A 19244-nucleotide genomic window follows, 5' to 3' on the forward strand; every position below is an offset into this window, starting at 1 on the left:
CCCTTAAAATAAAGTGTAGATGAATGGCGCCAGTGCTGATCCCTGCGCCAGCACCAGTAAAAGCCCCAATAAAAAGAGCACTGCAAACAGTGGCAATAACCAGTAGCGCTTACGGGACTGCAGGAAGTGAAAAAACTCAATTACTATTTCCATATGATATATTTTAAGATGAATTAAAACTGTTGCTTGTACGATCCCTTTTCATATTGTTCCGAAGGCTGCCAGTAACTTATCTTCTGCTCCTGCCATTCCGTTTCGATTGCACGTTTTTTAAAAAGCCTCAGTAATATGCTGATTGGGGTAATAATCAGGAAAAACATAATGGACAAGATTATTGTGGTATTGAGTAAACCTAAGATTTCGCCGATTTTGTTCCAAACGATCCGGATTGGATTTAAGAAATCCGGAACCGTGAGGGCGGCCAACAAAAGGATTAGACCCGTAGCGCCTGGTAACATATTGGTACTGTGTTTAAACACCGCCAGGCATATATTGAAAATAAGGCAGGCTATACCCGTTACCAGTCCGAATTTTCTATTGATCGGTTTATTAGTCATAACTTATTTAAGTAGGATTGTTCTATATTTCCCGGCAACATCATCAATGCTTATAACCTGGTAATCTAATGATATTCTTTCTTTCAGGGATGCGTCCTTCGGGGATAGAGCGAGCCTGGTTTTTGCTTTCACGATATCCTTAACCGTAGCCAGCATGACTGACAAAGAAAGATCCCGGGGATGCAGACGTATGCCAACCTCAATATAGGGTATTGATTTTTCCGGTTGGTCTGTTTTTAAATACACGAGGTACATATTGCGGATATTCTCGAATGATGGCTGCTGGTCAAAAGCCGTTTTAAAATAAAAAACAGCATCTGTGAAATTGCCAAGATCAAAACTGAGCCTGGCAGCATAAATTTTGTAGGTTATATTTTGGGGAGATTCAAGCAGTGCTGCTTCAACAGCTTTCAACGCAGTCTTATAGTCTTTTGATTTCATGCTTTGCTGAAATAACTGGTTTATCGCATCGGTCCAACTGATTCTGTTGACCGCTAAAGCACCTGCCAATTGTTCGTCCAATGAATTTCCACGCTTATAATCAACAGGTATCGGTTCGTTAAATGGCCATCCGGATTTTAACATCATAATAGTATAGGCTCCGTAAAGCGAATCCATCCTCGTAACAGGCATCCGCCTTAAAAGATCCTTAAATGACATTTCCTGTCCAATGGTTGCTTTGATGAGCTTTGATTGATGAATAGATTGATAAAAAGCTTCTGATAGAAGTGCATAACCATATAGATTGGGATGGACATGCTCTAAAAGCGTTTCGGCTCCCAATACCTGGTGCGGTGAATGTGCTTCAAAGATTTTTCTGGCATCAACCAGGTGAACATTTTTATACTTTGCCGCAAGCGCGGTAATGAGCCTATTGAGGGTGTCTGGTGCCCGGAAACGTAGCAGGTCAAGTTCCTTTGCTTTAACAAATAGTTGTTTAGCTAAGCCGTAATTGCCCGAAGCATACAGTAAATCCGCTTTTTTAAATTCAGCCCTGGCGTTTGCTCGTTCCCCGCCGCTGATAAAAGGCGGCTGGTCTTTTTCGTTACTAACCAAGGTACTTAAAAACACGGGGATGGATCTGTGCTGCAATACCTGGCACAGTTCATCCATATTGGTTTGAAACTGTGTGATACCTGTATTGTACTCTTCGGAACCATATCTGATCTGCTGGCTGGCAGCCATTCTTTTCATCAGGTTCTCTCTTTGATTAACACTTGTTTTTGTTCCGCTTTTGAGGTTCCTCAAGCAGGACTCAATTAACTGAACAATGCGGGAGCGGCGTAATTGAAGAACCAGTCTTACCAATGTACGGTTGTTAGCGATATGGCTGGTTGAACCTACGCCTAAGGCACCATAATATTCATTATGCCCGGTATAGATCAGCACGGCATCTGCTTTATAATCCACGAGTTGTTTCCCGAAATCCAGTACGGTATAGGAGTTAACCGCGGTTAAGGAAAGATTGATAACTTCAAAATGGATGCCGGGATAAGTATTCATCAGCCGGTAGTACAACCAGCGATGAAAGGACCCGTTATGGCCATATGGGTATCCGGCTGTTGTGGATTCGCCAAGTACAAACAGTCTTACCGTATTGGCAGTTTTATTAACTTTGAAAGCCTCAATGTTCCCTTTCGTAGCGTTTACCGTGTCTGAAAAATAGCGTGCGGATGCGTATTTATTCATAACCCAATAGGACGGGTCATCTGGATAGCGGATAAACAGATCGGTATTGTGCCCGTATCCGGCAAAGCGTAGAGTAAGCTCAAATAAAATCAGTATCACAACGGGTGTAATCATGGCCAGTATCTTAAACCACTTTAATTTATTTTTAGATAATGGTATTTCTTTCATGGATCACCGAACTTTCATAATCGCTTTAAATAATTGTAATAACCTGGCAGGGCAGCTTAATGCTAACCCGCCAGGTTATTGTGCTGAGGTGTAGTTTTATTCCTTGTTAATATCCCGGATTTTGTTTAAGGTTACCGTTGGTATGAAGCGCACTGGTGGGTATTGGCAGTAAGGTGCGGTAATCGCCGTTGGGTGAATGGGACAACCACGATTTTTTAGTAAATACCCCAAACCGGATCAAATCCTGTCTTCGTCTTCCTTCCTGGGCAAACTCCCAGCCTAATTCGTCCAGAAAACGGCCGTACTGAATATCAGATACGGTTTCGTGGGTTGTTTGCAAGTGATTGTTCAATCCGTAATCATACACCGTAGTTGCCGACAAAAGCTGAGCCGCTGTAACAACAGCTTTAGCCGGATTGTTGGTAAATGCCCTTTGACGCACCTGGGTAACCAGGGTGGCAGCGGTAACGGCATCTCCTGATCTTAACGATGCCTCTGCTTTCATCATCAGCACATCAGCGTAGCGCAGCAACGGGAAATCGTTGCTCATGCCAACCAGTTCTCCTGAAACGATCTGGTATTTACCTAACCTGAAACCGTGAACTTCTTCGGATGAATCTACACCCGGAAGAGCATTAATATAAGCCAGGGGCTTATCTTTAAAAGCGCCTAACGATCCATTTAACGGCACGCCGGCGGCTGTATATTGCTGGCCTTGTACCCAATTGCTGGCCAGGCGGCTATCCTGAGGGTCGAATGTGCTGATAAACTGCGGGATAGCGCAAATCCCTCCCCAGGGTGAGTTTTGAAAGTTGTATGTTGCCTGGTTTTCTGGCTGAAGCGTTTCCATGTGCAAGGTCCATGCCGTGCTGCCATCCGCTGTATAGGTCTGGTCGAAGGGTATAGCAAATATGATCTCCTTGGAGTTTTGGTTTTGCTGCAGGAAAACACTGGCCTGATTGGCTTCGAGCGAATAAAGACCTGAAGCGATAACAGCGTTACAGGCTGTTATGCAATTTGCATAATCTGGTGTACCGGTATAAACACCCGCGTTCAGATACATTTTAGCTAACAAGGCCTCACCCGCCCATTTATTAAACCTTCCGTATGTGGTGCCGTCATTCAGCGTGCTTAATAATGGTACATTGGTGGTCAGTTCCGAAATAATGAAATCATATACCTCTTTCCTGCTGCTTTGCGTAGGTACAAAACCTGCCGGCAAATCAAACTTGGTTACGATGGGTACATTGCCAAAAAAATCGATCAGGGCGTAGTAAAAAGATGCACGAAGTACTTTAAGTTCTGCTTCAAGCGGTGCCTTTCCGGATGCCACTACCGGTATCAGGCCCGCATCTATCTGATAAAGTAACCGGTTGCATCCGGTGATACCCGCATAAGCGTTAGTCCATATCTGGTAGCTGTTATCTTCATCAGCTGTCCATTTATGGGTGTGCATACGCCTGTAAACACCGCCATCTACCCATCCGTTTGGCCTTTGAGGGATTACCTCTTCGTCCGCCGAAATTTCATTTGTGCGCCATATCGCGTTGGAGCTTCTGCCCAGTTCCAAGGTTCTCCAGTTGGTATATGGGGCACCTACCAAAGCCGCTACATCGGCGGGGCCGGGCGTAAATTCGCTGGATATGATTTGCCCATAGTTTTTGGTGGCAAGTTTTGTGCAGGAAAAGCTTCCAAACAAAACCATTATTCCGCTAATTATTAAATATGTCTTTTTCATTTCAATTTTGATAATGCTTGGATTAAAAACTGGCCGAAAGCCCGATAGTAAAAGTTCTGACGGTAGGGTAGGTATCACGAGATTCCACGCCGGGCGAAAGCCCCTGTGAATCCCCGTTTACATCACCAAAACGGTCAACTTCAGGATCGAGGCCTTTGTATTTGGTAATGGTGAAGGTGTTTACGGTAGAAATATAGATCCTCGGATTGTGTACGAATTTTGATTTCAGCTTACGCCAGGTGTAGCCCAGGTTAATGTTGTCAATTTTCCAGTAATCGCCGTTTTCAATATAATAGCTGTTAAATTCAAGCGGCACAGTTTTATTTAATACCGCGGTACCAAATACTTTATCCTCTGATGATTTTAACCGGTTGTAATTGGTAACAGACGTGTTTTCATAATTCATCCGCAAGGAATTCAAAATTTGAAAACCAAATGCGCCACGCATAGTCACACCAAAATCCCAATCCTTATAGTGGAGGGTATTATTCCAACCGGCATAATATTTAGGGATACCATTTCCAAGTACCTGTTTATCATTAAAATTGTGATTAAATTGGTCGTATGGTTTGGTGGTACCATCAGGTTCCTGGTATATCCATTTGCCGTCCGATGATACACCTGTAACCTTAAATCCATAAAAATCACCTATGTTACGCCCTACCCGCACGATGTTAGTAGATGTTGTAATAGGATCGCCTGTATTTCCGGTTGTGAAAAAATCACTGGTAGTCTGATAGATATCATTAGACAAGCTGATCAGTTTATTGGAGTTAGTAGAGAAATTGAAAGAGGTTGTCCATTGAAAATCCCTTTTTTTGATAGCATTGATATTGATTACCACCTCAAGCCCCTTGTTTTCCATCGTTCCGGCGTTGGCAAACGTATAAGGGTAAAGGTTGGGCGGACTTGGCACCGCGAAATTGTACAACAAGTCTGTAACCTTGCGCTTATAGGCATCTATAGTACCCGTAATGAGCCCTTTAAACATGCTGTAATCTAATCCCAGATCGGTTTCATGCTTTTCTTCCCAGCGAAGGCCGGGGTTGGCGTTCTGCGAAGGGGACAATGTCTGGATAAACTGCCCGTTATATAAAACAGAATTACCATAATCAAGTAAGCCCACAGCCAGGAACGATTTTCTTGGAGGGTTACCGGTAATTCCATAGCCTACGCGCAACTTCAGGTCATCAAATATCTTTTGGTCTTCCATAAACGATTCTTTGGTTATCCTCCAGCCGGCTTGTACAGCAGGAAATTTACCAAAAGGATGTGCCGCGCCATAAAATTGACTGGCGCCATCAATACGTAAGCTTGCCAGCAAGAGGTATTTCTCTTTATAGTTATAGGTTAAACGGCCGATGTAGCTGATCAGGTTGGTGAGGCTTTGGCTACTGGCCATATTTGCGTTTCCAAGTTTCAACGCAGCGCCCGTAAAAATATCATTATAACCAAACAAGTCTGTCGGGAAATTATGATTATCCATCTGGGTAGTAAAAGTATTGTTATCCTGATATTCGTACCCGCCTAATAGCGTTAAGCGATGGTCTCCGATAGATTTTGAATATTCAGCCGATAAGTTGAGGTATCTGTCAACAGATTGACCCTGTGAAATATCGGCCACGCCGTTCTGTTTATCACGGATGGTTGATATGTTGTCGAAATTGGCGAAATAGCGGTTCAGGTAACCGTGCTTGGTGTAGGAACCGATGGCGGAAAGCCTTAAGCCTACAACAGGCAGGTAAGTTATTGTTGCATTGTATTTACTGTTGAAGCTGGTTTGCGGCTGATCGGTATTGTAGATATCAGATACGGGATTTTGGTACTCAAAATTGTTAGGTTCCTGGTAAAAGCTTCCATCCGGCATCCTTACGGGGGCAGTAGGGTTCATTTTTAGCTGCTGCTCATAATCGTAGGTATTAAAAGGATGGTCGTTAAAGTTAGTTTGGAGCAGGCCGAGGTTAAACTTCAGTTTACCATCCAGCATGATGTGGTTAATGTCGACACGCCCGGTGATCTGCTGATGATCACTTTTCAGAAATATCCCCTGATTATAGCGGTAATTCAGCGAAGCCAAGTAATTGGTCTGGTCGTTGCCTCCCCTGAAGGTAAGCCCATGGATGTGTGAAACCGGGAAACTATTGCTCATCGCCTTTATCCAATTGGTATTGCTTCCCAGATCATAATTTGGATCCCTGGTACCGGCTGCAATCTGCCTGCGGTAATCATCCCCGGTAAGCAGGTCAGGTTTCTTGGAGATCTGGCTGTACGTTTCATTACCATTGTAATCCACCTGGTTAATTGCACTGCCCGTTGCGTGCTTGGTGGTAATGATAATTACCCCATTTGAGCCACGTACCCCATAAATTGCCGCGGACGAACCATCTTTTAATACCGATATTTCTGCAATATCTTCAGGCGCTACCGTTAGCAAGTCGCCGGGTACACCATCGATGATATACAGTAATCCCAGATTGCCATACAAGGAGTTATTACCGCGCAGCATGATCTGAGATTGGGCATTGGGATCGCCGGAGGGGGTTGAAACGGTAAGGCCCGCAACTTTTCCTTTAAGCAGTCCGGCCGCGTCCGAAACCGGCCCTGTTACAAAGTCAGTTGATTTTACCGTAGTTACCGCACTGGTTACATCGGCTTTTCGCTGTGCCCCGTATCCGATGACTACCACTTCGCTTAGTGCCTGGTTGTTATCTGTAAGCACAACGTTGATGACGGTACGGTTATTAACTGGAACCTCTTGAGTGGTAAATCCTACGAACGTGAAAACCAGCGTGGCATTACCGGGGGCCGTCAATACAAAGTCGCCTTCCAGTGAGGTTTGTGCGCCACCCTGTGTCCCTTTAATTTTTATGCTTACACCAGGGAGCGCAATCCCTTTAGCATCCTTTACCTTGCCTTTTATTTTGATGCTGCCGGTTTGGGCATGGGCGCATAGTGTGAAGGCGGATGCCAAAAAAAAGGCAAAAAGCAGCTTATACCTTAAATAAAGTCTATTTTTTTTCATGAAATTAGGTTATAATATTGGTTTATATTGTTCGATAAATCGCGGTTAACAATAACTGTTAACCGTCACAAAGTACGCTAACGGGATTTTTCCATATCGTTTGGTTTAGTTGGTTAATATTTAAGTTTACTGGTTATGTTTTTTTATTGAATTGATAAATGCAGCACCCCTCATCAAGGCCCCGGCTTTAATCTTATTTTTGTAAATAAATTGGTTTATAATTTTGCTGATCTTGGCTATCAGCTTACACAAACTTAGATGTGAACGGCCTTGCGAAGACAACACTCACGTTGAAATAAATAATACTGGTGATGAAACAATTAGTATTGAGGGGGGAATATGCCTTGCTGGGGCTAAATCGGGTTAACGGGCAGGGTGGCGGCGAACTGGAATCGGGTGATTAAGAAGCCTCATTTAGCTGTAGGGGAGGTAACAGCAGCAAGGGCATAATCAGCATAATGAGAGGGCTTTACGTTAAACTCTTCCTGAAAACACTTACTGAAATACGCGGCGTTACTAAAGCCTACCCGGTCTGAAATTTCTGCCACTGATAACTGCCGCTGGCTTAACAGCTGCGCTGCCTTTTTCAGCCTTACCGAACGGATAAATACAGAGGGGGTTTGCCCGATGATTGAAACCAGCTTACGGTATAAGCCAGACCGTTCCATATTCATATCACTGCTAAATTCCTCTACAGAATAAAGAGCGTTATCAATGTTTTTTTCTACACAGTCCAGCGCCCTTTTTATCAATTTTTCATCAATGCTGGATGCCGTTACCATGGCAGGTTGGATAACGATAGCTTTTTTGAACAACTGCTTCCGTTGCTCCTGTTGTTCGAGCAGATTACGGACGCGTATAAACAGGATATCGATATTGAAAGGTTTGGTGATATAAGCGTCAGCCCTCACCTGGTATCCTTCAAATTGCGATTCATCCGACGAACGGGCAGTTAAGAGCAATAGCGGGATATGCGAGGTGGTCACATTTTTTTTCAGCGCATCGCATAGTTCAAGCCCGCTCATCTCCGGCATCATAATATCGCTGATTACCAGGTCGGGTAATTGTTTCAGAACCATGTCCAATGCCTCTTTTCCGTTTGATGCGAGGAGGATATGGTAACGCTTGTTTAATTGCTCATCCAAAAAATGACGGAACTCTTCATTATCTTCCGCAATTAAAATGGTAACCGCGTTTTTTTTCCCGTTCTCATCCAGCGCCGGTTTAAGCTTGTCTGCTATTTCAGGTTTCAGATCGGATGGGATATACAGGGTGAAAACGCTTCCCTTTCCGGGGTAGCTTTTTACTTCAACAGAGCCATGGTGCAAGCGTACGTACTCCTTAACAAGATGTAGCCCGATTCCGCTGCCTGTATCAATATCAGCCTGGTTATCAGCCTGAAAAAAATGGTTGAAAATTTTAGAAAGATCATTGCTGGATATACCCCTGCCTGTATCTGTTACGCTAACAGCTATGGCCTGGTGTGAACCATCCGGCATCACACCCTCTTCAACCTTTACGCTGATGCTGCCAGATTCGGGCGTAAACTTAAAAGCATTTGATAAAAGATTATTCAGCATCATGGCAAACTTATCTTTATCAAGGTAAAGCCATAGGCCCGAGGGACAAGTTTTTTGAAAGTTAATGCCCTTACTTGCCGCCAGTTCATGGAAAGGACGGCATAATGCTTCCGTGAGCTCATCAATATCACAGTAATTTAAATGAAGGGCTTCTTCATTCAATTCCAGGCGCCTAAAGTTAAGCAACTGGTTAACCAGCGTTAGCAAGGATTGTGCATTGCGGTATATCCCGTTTAACTGTTTTTTAAGCAATTGGTCTCCTGTATTTTTTAAAATCACCTCCAGCGGAGTAAGGATTAGCGTGAGTGGGGTTTTTAACTCATGGCTCATATTGGTAAAAAAGCTGAATTTCATTTCATCCAGTTTTTGCTGCTGTATTTTTAGCTGCTTTGCCCTGTTTTTTTTGATGTACCAAGAAATGATCTGCGAGATAAACCCAAGCCCGGTTATGCCATACAGTACAAACATAAAGGATGTTTTCCACCAGGGTGCCAATACGGTAATTTTCAGTGTTGCCATTTTTCCACCCCAATTGCCGCTATTATCTGCGGCCAGCACTTTAAGCAGGTAAGCGCCGGGAGCCAGGTCGGTATATGTAGCTCGGCCAACACCGTCGGGCGCGGCTGTCTCATGCCAGTTTTTGTCAACGCCGTCTAAAAAATACCGGTAATAGGTTTGCGATGGATTTACATAATTAAGGGCCGAGAACCCGAGGCTAATAAAATTCTGGTCGTATTTTAATAGGATTGATTGAGATGCCAGGATTGATTTTTCAAGAATTTTGTTTCCTTGATACACCTCTCCGGGCTTAATTAGCTTGCCAAAAACCTGTAAATCCACAAATACCGGATCAAGATTGTTCCTGGCCACAAAAATCCTTCGCACATCTGTTTTATTAAAACCGTCTATTCCGCCCAGCAGTAGTGTTCCATCCCCGGTTATGAAGGCCGAGCGTTGCACAAATTCGTTGTTGATCACACCGTCATACCGGTTAAAATTGGTAAAGCTATAATGAGGCTCTCCGTTACTGTTACCTACCCGCACACACGATACTCCGTTAGAGGTTGAAACCCAGATTGATTTTTGGCTATCTTCTATAATTGATTTGATGGTATTGTTTACCAACCCCTCGTCCGTATGAAAACTAAGTGACTTTTTTTTCTTACCATCCCACACATTTAAACCGTCTTGTGTTCCAAACCACAATAGTCCCCTGCTGTCGGCCAGCAGGCAGCTGTACGCCCGGTTATTATGATTTAGCATACCTGCCGAATGTTGCCGGTCAATTATTCTGAGTTGCTTGTTGTCTGTATCGTAAATAAATAAGCCGCCGTTACCAATACCAACGAGGGTGCCATCGTATTCAACAACTTGCTGCACAGAGCTAATCTTATCCTGATCGCTTTTTTTTACATCAACCCTATGATACTTATCCGTAGCCGGATCAAATTCAATAAGGCCGTTGTCATTAGTGCAAATATAAAAGTGGCCGTCTTTTGTTTCGAGTATATGATTAAGGTTGCCTATAGGGTAATTTTTGATGCCTTTTGCAGATATAATAAACAAGCCCTTATCGGTACACATCCATATATTTCCCTGATGATCGTTTAACATGGCGCTACAGTTTACTCCGCTGAAAAGCGGCGAGTAAAGCGTTAACCTTTCCATTTTGTCGGAATAGCGATACACTCCTTTATCAGTACCGATCAGCAACTGTCCCGCCTTGTCTTCCGCGAATGCGGTAACATACAATTCCTGGTTTTCGGGCAGGGGAAAAAGGGATTTGCCGATATTTCTAAATCGAAAGCGGTCAGGATGATAATACAACAGCCCTTTATTGAGTGTGCCCAGCCAAAGGCCGCCTTGCCGGTCAAAAAACAAGTTGCTCACTTCAATGTCAATCAGCCTGCCATCAACAAGGTGAAGTGTAGGACTGAATTTGATGTTATGTAAACCATTATCCATCATCCACAACCCCTTTCTACAACTTACAATAATTTCTCCGGTTGGGCCGGCAGATAAGGAGTTAAGCCAATAATTGGTTTCGATTACTTTTTCCCATTTTTTACTTGCCTGGTTAAGTGTCAGCATAATACCCCGCACACCGTTTCGTAAAAGGTAAAGGGTATGATTAGCCGGAACAACATATAATGTACTTTGATAGCCGTTGGGCAACTGCCCTTCCAGTGTGTTCTGTGTAGAGATCACCTTTTTGGTACCCATGTTATAGGTAGTTACAAAGCCGGAGCGATAGAAGATATATAAGGTGCCATTGAGCACCACAATATCATAAACGGGATCTGCGGATTTTGCCGGAGAGCTTATTCCGGGTAAATAAGTTACCGTTTTGCGGGTGCCCAGGTTGCGGTAAAGTAACTTGCCTGATACCGTAACCATCCATAACCCCTTGTCAGAGTCCATGAAAAAATCCGACAAAGGCTCCGAAACCCCAAGCGATTGCAGTACTTTTTCGGGATGTTCTTCATAACGTTCCGTACTTGGATCAATGAGCATCAATTTTCCCTGTGTTTTGAGCCAAAGGCGTTTCTCATTTTCAACATACGCATGGTGAAAGCCAAGGTAGCCGCTTAGCGGATAGATATACTCATCATTAATATGGATATATTGAAACGAAGTTCCGTTGTACAGATTAACCATCCCCTGGGTAACGATAGCTATCCTGCCGTCGGGCAATTGGTTAATAGTCCGGACGCTGTTTTCTGAAAGTCCGTTACTGCTTTCAATTGGCGTGAAAGCACGGAATTGCTGGGCGAATAGCCCCTTGCCGATTAACAATACGATTAAGAAAAAAAAACTTCTCACATTGGTCTGTTTTATCTCGGATGATCCCTTCTTTTCAAATCCGGCCTTAGCGGCGCACTGAAACCTGATCAGTAGCCCATAAGGGATGCCGATTGTTTCAACTATGAATAAATTTATACGGCCAAGCTTCTGATCAGGGTTCGGCCAGGTTTATAATCAGGCTTAAATATACAATTTAATAAGGCCGTAATACAATTAAGTTAACTTAATTAAGTTGAGGTTATAAATATTAAACAAGCACATAAACTATTAGTTTATGTGCTCCTGGGTTAAAATTACATGCTAACAGAAAGTGCCGCTCCTTTATAATTGATTACCTTATCAGCTTGTTTGCTTAATTGTGCTCCTGTACCTTTTGTTTCGGTTACCAGTATGATATTAAATTTTCTGCTAACCAGCGTACCCGCAAAGCCACCTTTCTTTTTATCGATGGTCAGCGTCAGTGACTTATTATCCCAGTGGAACGGAATTTCAGTATATTTTCCGCTTTCATAATTGTAGTTGTCGTTTTCATCCTCGTATAAGGTAAAATCGCCGTCTGCGCCGGGATAAACCCTGATCTCCAGGTTATCCCATTTTTTTTCTTCGGCAAACTGAACCTGAGGGCCCCATGGTATGATTGTACCCGCCTTTACATATAAGGGCAGAATATCGATAGGTGTGGCAGCGGTGATGGATTTGCCGCCATCATAGGCTTTACCTGTCCAGAAATCATACCATAAAGCGCCTCCGGGAAGATACACAGCCTGCTCTTTTTGCCCTGCTTGAGTAACCGGTGAAACCATCAGCGATTTTCCGAACATGTACTGGTTTCCAATGTTATACACTTGCTGGTCTTTTTCAAAATCCATAAACAACGCCCTCATAATGGACCCTGAATGATGAGTTACATCCCAGGCGGTAGCGTAGATATAAGGCAAAAGGCTGTAGCGCAAATTGATAAACTTGGCTAAAACATCATAAGTTTTATCGCCGGGTTGCCCGAACTGATATATTTCCCGCGGAATGTCGGTTCCGTGCGACCGCATCATTGGTGTAAATGCGGCGAACTGCAGCCACCGGGTATACAACTCCTGGAATTCGGGATTTTTAGCACCTCCGCCTTTATTGAAGGCTCCGGCAAAGAAACCACCTATATCAGCATTCCAATACGGAATACCGCTGAGCGAAAAATTTAATGCGGCCGGAATCTGCCTTTGTAACGTAGGCCAGGTGGAAACAACATCGCCACTCCAGGTGTTTGCGGCGTAACGCTGCTGCCCGGCAAATGCCGAACGGGTAAAAATGGTTACACGCTTTTGAGAAGTGGTTTTGCGCTGGCTGTCGTAAATTCCGCCAACATGCTCTAAAGGGAATGCATTGATGACACTTCTGAAAGAGCCGAGATAGGTGGGCTGGTCAAAGTCTTTATCTTTGATATTAATATGGTCCGGTTCGGTAGAATCCAACCACCATCCGTCTGTGCCTAAAGAGAATACACCCTTATTCAGGTAATCCCAATAAATAGCGTGGCTTGCAGGATTATAAGGATCATAAGGCTTTGCCCCCGAGTTAGGCGGCCAGGTATCAAAATCGATCAGCATATTTTTGCTCTTAAATTCAGCATATTGTTTGGTTAACGGCCCAAAGCCCGGCCATGCAACAATAAAGAGGTGGGCATTTAATTGGTGAACCTTGTCGACCATGCCCTTGGGGTTGGGGTATGTAGCGGGATCGAATGACATGGAGTTCCATAAACTATCTTTACCCCAATACTGCCAGTCCTGTACAATGCCGTCTAATGGTACTTTCAGGTCGCGGTATTTTTTTACCACACTAAGCAACTCATCCTGTGTTTTATACCTTTCTTTTGATTGGTGGTAGCCATAGACCCATAAAGGCATCATTGGTGCCTGACCAGTCAGGTCTCGCATTTGGGCCACTACGCCATCACCACTGCCTCCCCACATGAAATAGTAATCTGAACAGTCTCCGATCTCGGAATCAAACGAGGTTTCCTGTAGGTTATCGTTAAATGTAGTTGGTGAATAGTTATCCCAAAAAATTCCGTAACCTTTCACCGACTGGATAAAAGGGATACAAACCTTTGTGTTTTGATTTGAAAGGTATATTTTCTGGTTGCGTTGGTTCATTTTTCCAGTCTGCTGCTGACCGAGACCATAGATGGCTTCATCTTTTCCGAGCATAAATGCCTGCCTGACCGAAAATCTTTTTAGTCCTGCATCCGTTATCGCCGTAAATTGAGTGCCATAATCTTTTTCCGTAAAAATGGGATGACTATTTAAATCTGAAAATGAAATTTTACCCGTTTTTAAATTAAGCTCCACTTGTAAAGAAGTGCTTTTTAAATGCACCTTATTATTTTCTTGATTAACTATAAGGACTGTCTGTTCTGGGCTCTTGATCACGGACAGACTGCGCTTGTTCAATGAAGAGCTCTCAGGTATTTTGATGATTCTGACAATCGTGGGAGAAAAAAATTGGACCTCAATGTCCATGAATTGTGCATTGGCTTTTACTCCTAATTGGGTTCTTTGAAAATCCTGAGCAAACGATAGTGTTGTTAAGAGCAGGAGCGTAACAGCACCTGTTAATTTATTCCTCATATTGATTTTGAAATTGGTTTATAATACCTGTAAATGTAAATGACCGACCGATATGCCAAACCATAAGCATGATGAAAAAAATAGCACTCTCGTTGAAACTATCGAATTTTAAATATTAAGCATCTAAAGAGTGTTGTTAATCATTGCCCGGCTAATAACCGGCTTACACAAAATTCATTTCTCAAATATAAAATCACGGCAAAGGCAAAGAGCAGACATACCTCACTCAAGATGAATTAAACAGGACAACAGGAAGGCCATATGAAATAAAACGTTTAGCGCAAGGCCGGGATGTTTAAAGACCTTTGCCTAAATTCCAAACCGCGGGGCTGATCTGCTGTTTAAGCGCTATGAAGGCTTAGCTTATGTATGCGTTTTTAAAACGTTTTTATAGGCAATTGCCCATTCTCTGATGAACGACCATCTGCTTGATCCCCAATTTTTTGCTTAGAAATGCTATAAACGCAAAAAAGCCTCTTTTTCAAGAGGCTTTCTACTTCAAAAGTTTGAACGTCGTTGGGGGACATTTTGTGATCCCGCTGGGATGATTTTGGTCTCCTTTTGGAATGATATTTTCTTGCTAAATAGCCCAATTAAGGCGTTATTTAAGATTTATCAAAAAATGGGTAACCGAAATGGTAACCATATTTTTTGTCTTGATTTGATTTATTTTAAAGAACTATCGTTAATTCAAAAGTAATAATAATTAAAGAAACTGCCGAAAAAATTGATCCCCTTTAAGTTTTTATTTTGCCCATTTCAGAATAAGGTGTTCAAGATTTGATTTTTTGTTACCTGGGCCGACTGCAAATTCTCCAGATTTGAGTTGGTACACATCGTTGTGTATTGTGGTAGTAGGTTAAACGAAGTTTCTGAAAAGTGAGGGTTAAGAGGCTTTGTTGAATGCTTGATAACTCTCAGATCGTTTGCGTTTTATCCACGATATTTGTTGCTCGTTAGTGAATTAATAATTCCATAAAATATATAACTTTATTTAGAATTACATTTATAAAAATTTATACAGAATCCTTTAAATATACCGAAAGTCAAATTATTGGAGATGCCGGAGAGCACTTCTTAGCGGCCAAAGTGATAAAGCTTTTTGGCTTCCCATGCCGCCTTATTAATATAAAACCCTAATATACTTTTTATAATCTGTGCAAAAATCCTTGATGGCTTTCTATATTTAAATTGCCTCATTGATATATCATCAGCGAACCGATAAATTATAATATACGGAGAGCATGCTAAATAGAAGCATCAGAACGCCATTCCGGACGAGAGGGACCGCTCAGCAAAATCGATCCCATGTTCATAGGCATGAAAGAATACGATATGAAAAACGGCCAGTCAAAGGCTGGCTGTAACGTAATCCAATCACTTATTGTCATTGTTCTCTTCGTCTTACAGAAACTGCAACCTTAAAAACTTGCCTGGCCCGTCACAAAGCTCGTTTCGGCCACTCTCGTAAAGTTTTTTGTAACAAAATCATTATGAATAAAATATATAGTCTATAGATTTTGTAGATTATTGATTAATTTCTATGTTTGTTGTAACACATGAAAATAGTTTCACATAAAGCGTATCCTTCCAAAGGAACAGCATTTAAAATTAAGCTCATGCTTGCGGCTTCCCAAGCCTGCATGATGGGGTGTTGTTGTTAAAAAAAATTTCTGAACGCGATCCGACAGTAGTGCCAGGCTCTCTTAAGTTTGGCAAAATCAGTTCTCAATAATTTATTAAAAACATGATCAAGTAAAGCATAGAAAAATAAAACCGGCAAGGAAGCCTTGCCGGTTCAGCAATGAAAAATCAGTGTCGTAACGCCAATCACTTACTGATTATCATCTGGTTACATTAATGAAATTCATCAAAAACGAAACTTGATAAATATATATGAAAATATTTATACACACGAAAAATTTATATACGAAGTCTATTAAATTGTTTCTATTCCTCTTTATACCCCTCATCTCCTTAGCCCAAACAGAACCGCAGCCCTTAATTAATTCCAAGTTGAATGGAACTGTGATTGATGCATTATCCAAAAAACCTATACCCGGCGCCGTGGTTAAAATACAGGGTACTACACATGCGGTGGCCACAGATGATGGTGGCCATTTTATCTTTATAACAGGTCAAAAATTCCCCTACACCCTCGTTGTTAGTTTTATAGGCTATAAAACGAAAACTATAATAGTAAACGGCAGCCCGGTTACCGTACGCCTGGAAGAGAATATTAATCAGCTTAGTGATGTTGTAGTAGTTGGTTATGGTACTCAGGAACGTAAAGACCTGGTGCATGCTCAAAATACAATTAAAGCCGATGAAGTAAAGCAACAACCCGTTGCCAGCTTTGATGCCCAGCTGCAGGGTAAAGCACCAGGACTGCAGGTTAACTCAAACACCGGTACCCCGGGCGACGGTGTATTTGTCCGCGTTCGTGGTACCACGTCTATCAACGCGTCCAACGATCCTTTGTATGTTGTTGATGGTGTGTTTTTAAACAACACAAGTTTGCAAACCGTAAGTACAGGTGGCCGGGCAACATCACCCATAGCAGATATCAACCCCGCCGACATTGAAAGCTTTGAGGTGTTAAAAGACGCGAGCGCTACAGCTATTTATGGCTCCCGTGGTGCAAACGGAGTAGTTATTGTAACCACTAAGCGCGGAAACTATAACGACAAACCAAAAATTAATTTCAATACCACGCAAGGCATTGCTTATGAACCAAAAGGTGATCTATGGAAGTTGACTACGGGCCCGCAACATGCCGAAATTGTTAATGAGTTTTATAGAAACTCAAACGCGGATATTATTGCTGCGGCCACAGCGGCGGGGACAACGCCGGCAACAACTTATCTGTATCAGCCCTTCAGGGCACTTACCGACAATCCTACCAAAAGCCCTGCGCCACGTGGCCTGCCACAGGATCAGCAAACGTATGATCGTCTGGACGAACTGTTCCGTACCGGTTTGCTTGTGGATTATAACTTGTCTGTCAGCGGCGGCTCGCGGGATACCAAATACTTTATTGCCGGCGGTTACACCAGTCAGCAAGCCGATATCAAACCGATTAGTTTCAACAGGGGAGATTTCAGGGTAAACCTGGATCAAAAAATAAACGATTTTATAACAATCGGTGTAACTAACAATATTTCGCGATCATATCGTAACCAGGCACGCGCGGGCGATGGCCCTGCCGGTGGTTTACTGCAATCGGCATTGCATACGCCAACCTATCTGCCCGAAAATAATGCTGATGGTACACCCGCCAAATGGGCCGGTTTTGATAATTTGCAGGTTCTGCTTAATAATTATAATGTGCATACCATCAGCTTACGCTATGTAGGTAATTTTTATGCGGATATTCAACTGGCCAAGGGTTTAAAATTTAAAACAAGCTGGAGCCTTGATTATAACAATTATAACGAGTCCGAGTACTGGAACGACCAAACACAACTGGGTACTTCTTCAGGTACTTCTCCTGTAAACGGTTTGGCCACATCTTCTATTACCGACAACAGCGCCTGGATCAACGAGCAAACGCTTAACTACCACACCATTTTTGCAAACAAGCACACACTGGATATCGTGGTTGGTAATACTTTGCAAAGCAATGTAACCAAAAATACATTTGCGCAGGGGTCGGGCTTCCCCAATAATGCTTATACCGATATTATATCTGCGTCAACAAGAACGGCCTCCGAAACCTGGTCGAAATATGACCTGGCCTCCTTCTTCTCCAGGGTATCTTATAATTACGATAGTAAATATTACATCGAGGCCAGCGCCCGTGCCGACGGCTCGTCAAAATTTGGCCCCAATAACAAATGGGGGTACTTTCCGGCGGTTGGCGCCGCATGGCGTATTAAGGAGGAAGACTTTTTGCGCAATAATAATACCATCAGCGACCTTAAACTACGCGTAAGCTACGGTATAACGGGTAACTCTAACGGGATCAGTCCATTCGCGGCACAGGGCTTGTGGAATGGTGGCGCTGGTTATCCGGATACTCCCTCAGGTGGCGACAAAGCTGGTACAGCACCACAACAATTACCAAACCCCAACTTAAAATGGGAAAGTACTACCCAGCTTGATGGCGGTATCGATTTAGGGTTATTAAAAAATCGTATTAACCTTACGTTTGATGTTTACTCAAAAACAACCAATAATGTATTGCTGCAGGTGCCTGTGCCACAAATTACCGGCTTTAGCACGGTTTGGAGCAATGCAGGCAAGGTAACTAACAAAGGTTACGAGTTAGGCATCAATTCCCGCAATTTTAAAACGGCAAGCTTTAGCTGGCAAACCAGTTTCAATATTTCCGGGAATGTAAATAAAGTGGTTACCTTACCGGCCCCGATCTCTGAATACAGCCGCGACTGGATCCGTTTACAGCAAGGCTATTCCATGTATTCATTTTGGATGTACAAACAATTGTATGTTGATCCTCAAACCGGTAACTCGGTATTCCAGCATGCCGATGGGACATCCGGCACCAGTGTAACCGTGGCGGACCGTCAGATAATCGGCAACGCCTTACCAAAATTCTTTGGTGGCTTAACCAACAACTTCACTTATAAAGCCTTTGACGCCGGTATCTTGTTCTCTTACCAGTATGGTAATAAAATATTAAATCTTAACCGTTTCTTTGGCGAAGGTGGCGGCACGCGCGATGCCGCCCGTGTAATATTTGCCAGCCAGTTAAACAGATGGACCACGCCTGGCCAAATAACCGATGTGCCACGTGTTACGGCCATTGGTAACAACTATACCCTGGATCAAAACAGCCGTTTTCTGGAAGATGGTTCATTTATCCGCCTAAAATCATTAACGCTGGGTTATACGCTTCCAAAAAGCATCAGTCAAAAAATAGACATTCAATCATTAAGAATATACTTTGTAGGTACCAATCTCTTGCTGTTTACCAAATATACAGGCCCCGATCCTGAAGCTAACGTAAGCGCGGTTTCACAAACCCAGGGCCTTGATCTGGGTACGCCACCCCAGCCACACACGCTACAGCTTGGTATAAACATCACTTTATAATAACCG

The 19244-nt window shown here is 43.0% G+C and carries 8 protein-coding genes; 1 reads left to right on the top strand and 7 read right to left on the bottom strand.

Annotated features, from left to right (window positions below; translation table 11 throughout):
• Positions 1-3: 3 nt before the first annotated feature.
• From MUCPA_RS38350 to MUCPA_RS23775, 7 genes are all read right to left on the bottom strand, one after another.
• Positions 4-153, bottom strand: coding sequence for a DUF5989 family protein (locus MUCPA_RS38350; protein ID WP_008509848.1), 150 nt, complete (start codon positions 151-153; stop codon positions 4-6).
• A gap of 20 nt (positions 154-173) precedes the next feature.
• Entirely contained in the window at positions 174-557 is a 384-nt protein-coding gene (locus tag MUCPA_RS23750; protein ID WP_008509849.1) for an SxtJ family membrane protein, read from the bottom strand.
• Between the two features lie 3 nt (positions 558-560).
• Positions 561-2414, bottom strand: coding sequence for a GSCFA domain-containing protein (locus MUCPA_RS23755; protein WP_008509850.1), 1854 nt, complete (start codon positions 2412-2414; stop codon positions 561-563).
• 106 nt (positions 2415-2520) lie between these two features.
• Positions 2521-4152, bottom strand: coding sequence for a RagB/SusD family nutrient uptake outer membrane protein (locus MUCPA_RS23760; protein ID WP_040626344.1), 1632 nt, complete (start codon positions 4150-4152; stop codon positions 2521-2523).
• A gap of 22 nt (positions 4153-4174) precedes the next feature.
• Positions 4175-7174 (bottom strand): SusC/RagA family TonB-linked outer membrane protein, encoded by a 3000-nt coding sequence (locus MUCPA_RS23765; RefSeq protein ID WP_008509852.1) that lies wholly within the window; start codon positions 7172-7174, stop codon positions 4175-4177.
• Between the two features lie 410 nt (positions 7175-7584).
• On the bottom strand, positions 7585-11577 hold the full coding sequence (locus tag MUCPA_RS23770; RefSeq protein ID WP_008509854.1) for a hybrid sensor histidine kinase/response regulator transcription factor: 3993 nt from the start codon (positions 11575-11577) through the stop codon (positions 7585-7587).
• Positions 11578-11852: 275 nt separating this feature from the next.
• The gene (locus MUCPA_RS23775; RefSeq protein ID WP_008509855.1) at positions 11853-14183 is read right to left on the bottom strand and encodes a glycoside hydrolase family 31 protein; all 2331 of its coding nucleotides are present in this window, start codon (positions 14181-14183) and stop codon (positions 11853-11855) included.
• Positions 14184-16079: 1896 nt separating this feature from the next.
• Here MUCPA_RS23775 and MUCPA_RS23780 point away from each other — a divergent pair.
• Positions 16080-19238, top strand: a complete 3159-nt coding sequence (locus MUCPA_RS23780; RefSeq protein WP_008509856.1) for a SusC/RagA family TonB-linked outer membrane protein — start codon at positions 16080-16082, stop codon at positions 19236-19238.
• The last annotated feature ends 6 nt before the right edge of the window (positions 19239-19244 follow it).

Source organism: Mucilaginibacter paludis DSM 18603 (assembly GCF_000166195.2).
Lineage (GTDB): Bacteria > Bacteroidota > Bacteroidia > Sphingobacteriales > Sphingobacteriaceae > Mucilaginibacter > Mucilaginibacter paludis.

What these genes read in the sequence shown, in the direction of transcription:
- MUCPA_RS23775 (WP_008509855.1), bottom strand. Translation starts at nt 14,183, where the DNA reads ATGAGGAATAAATTAACAGGTGCTGTTACGCTCCTGCTCTTAACAACA.
- MUCPA_RS23760 (WP_040626344.1), bottom strand. Translation starts at nt 4,152, where the DNA reads ATGAAAAAGACATATTTAATAATTAGCGGAATAATGGTTTTGTTTGGA.
- MUCPA_RS23765 (WP_008509852.1), bottom strand. Translation starts at nt 7,174, where the DNA reads ATGAAAAAAAATAGACTTTATTTAAGGTATAAGCTGCTTTTTGCCTTT.
- MUCPA_RS38350 (WP_008509848.1), bottom strand. Translation starts at nt 153, where the DNA reads ATGGAAATAGTAATTGAGTTTTTTCACTTCCTGCAGTCCCGTAAGCGC.
- MUCPA_RS23750 (WP_008509849.1), bottom strand. Translation starts at nt 557, where the DNA reads ATGACTAATAAACCGATCAATAGAAAATTCGGACTGGTAACGGGTATA.
- MUCPA_RS23780 (WP_008509856.1), top strand. Translation starts at nt 16,080, where the DNA reads ATGAAAATATTTATACACACGAAAAATTTATATACGAAGTCTATTAAA.
- MUCPA_RS23755 (WP_008509850.1), bottom strand. Translation starts at nt 2,414, where the DNA reads ATGAAAGAAATACCATTATCTAAAAATAAATTAAAGTGGTTTAAGATA.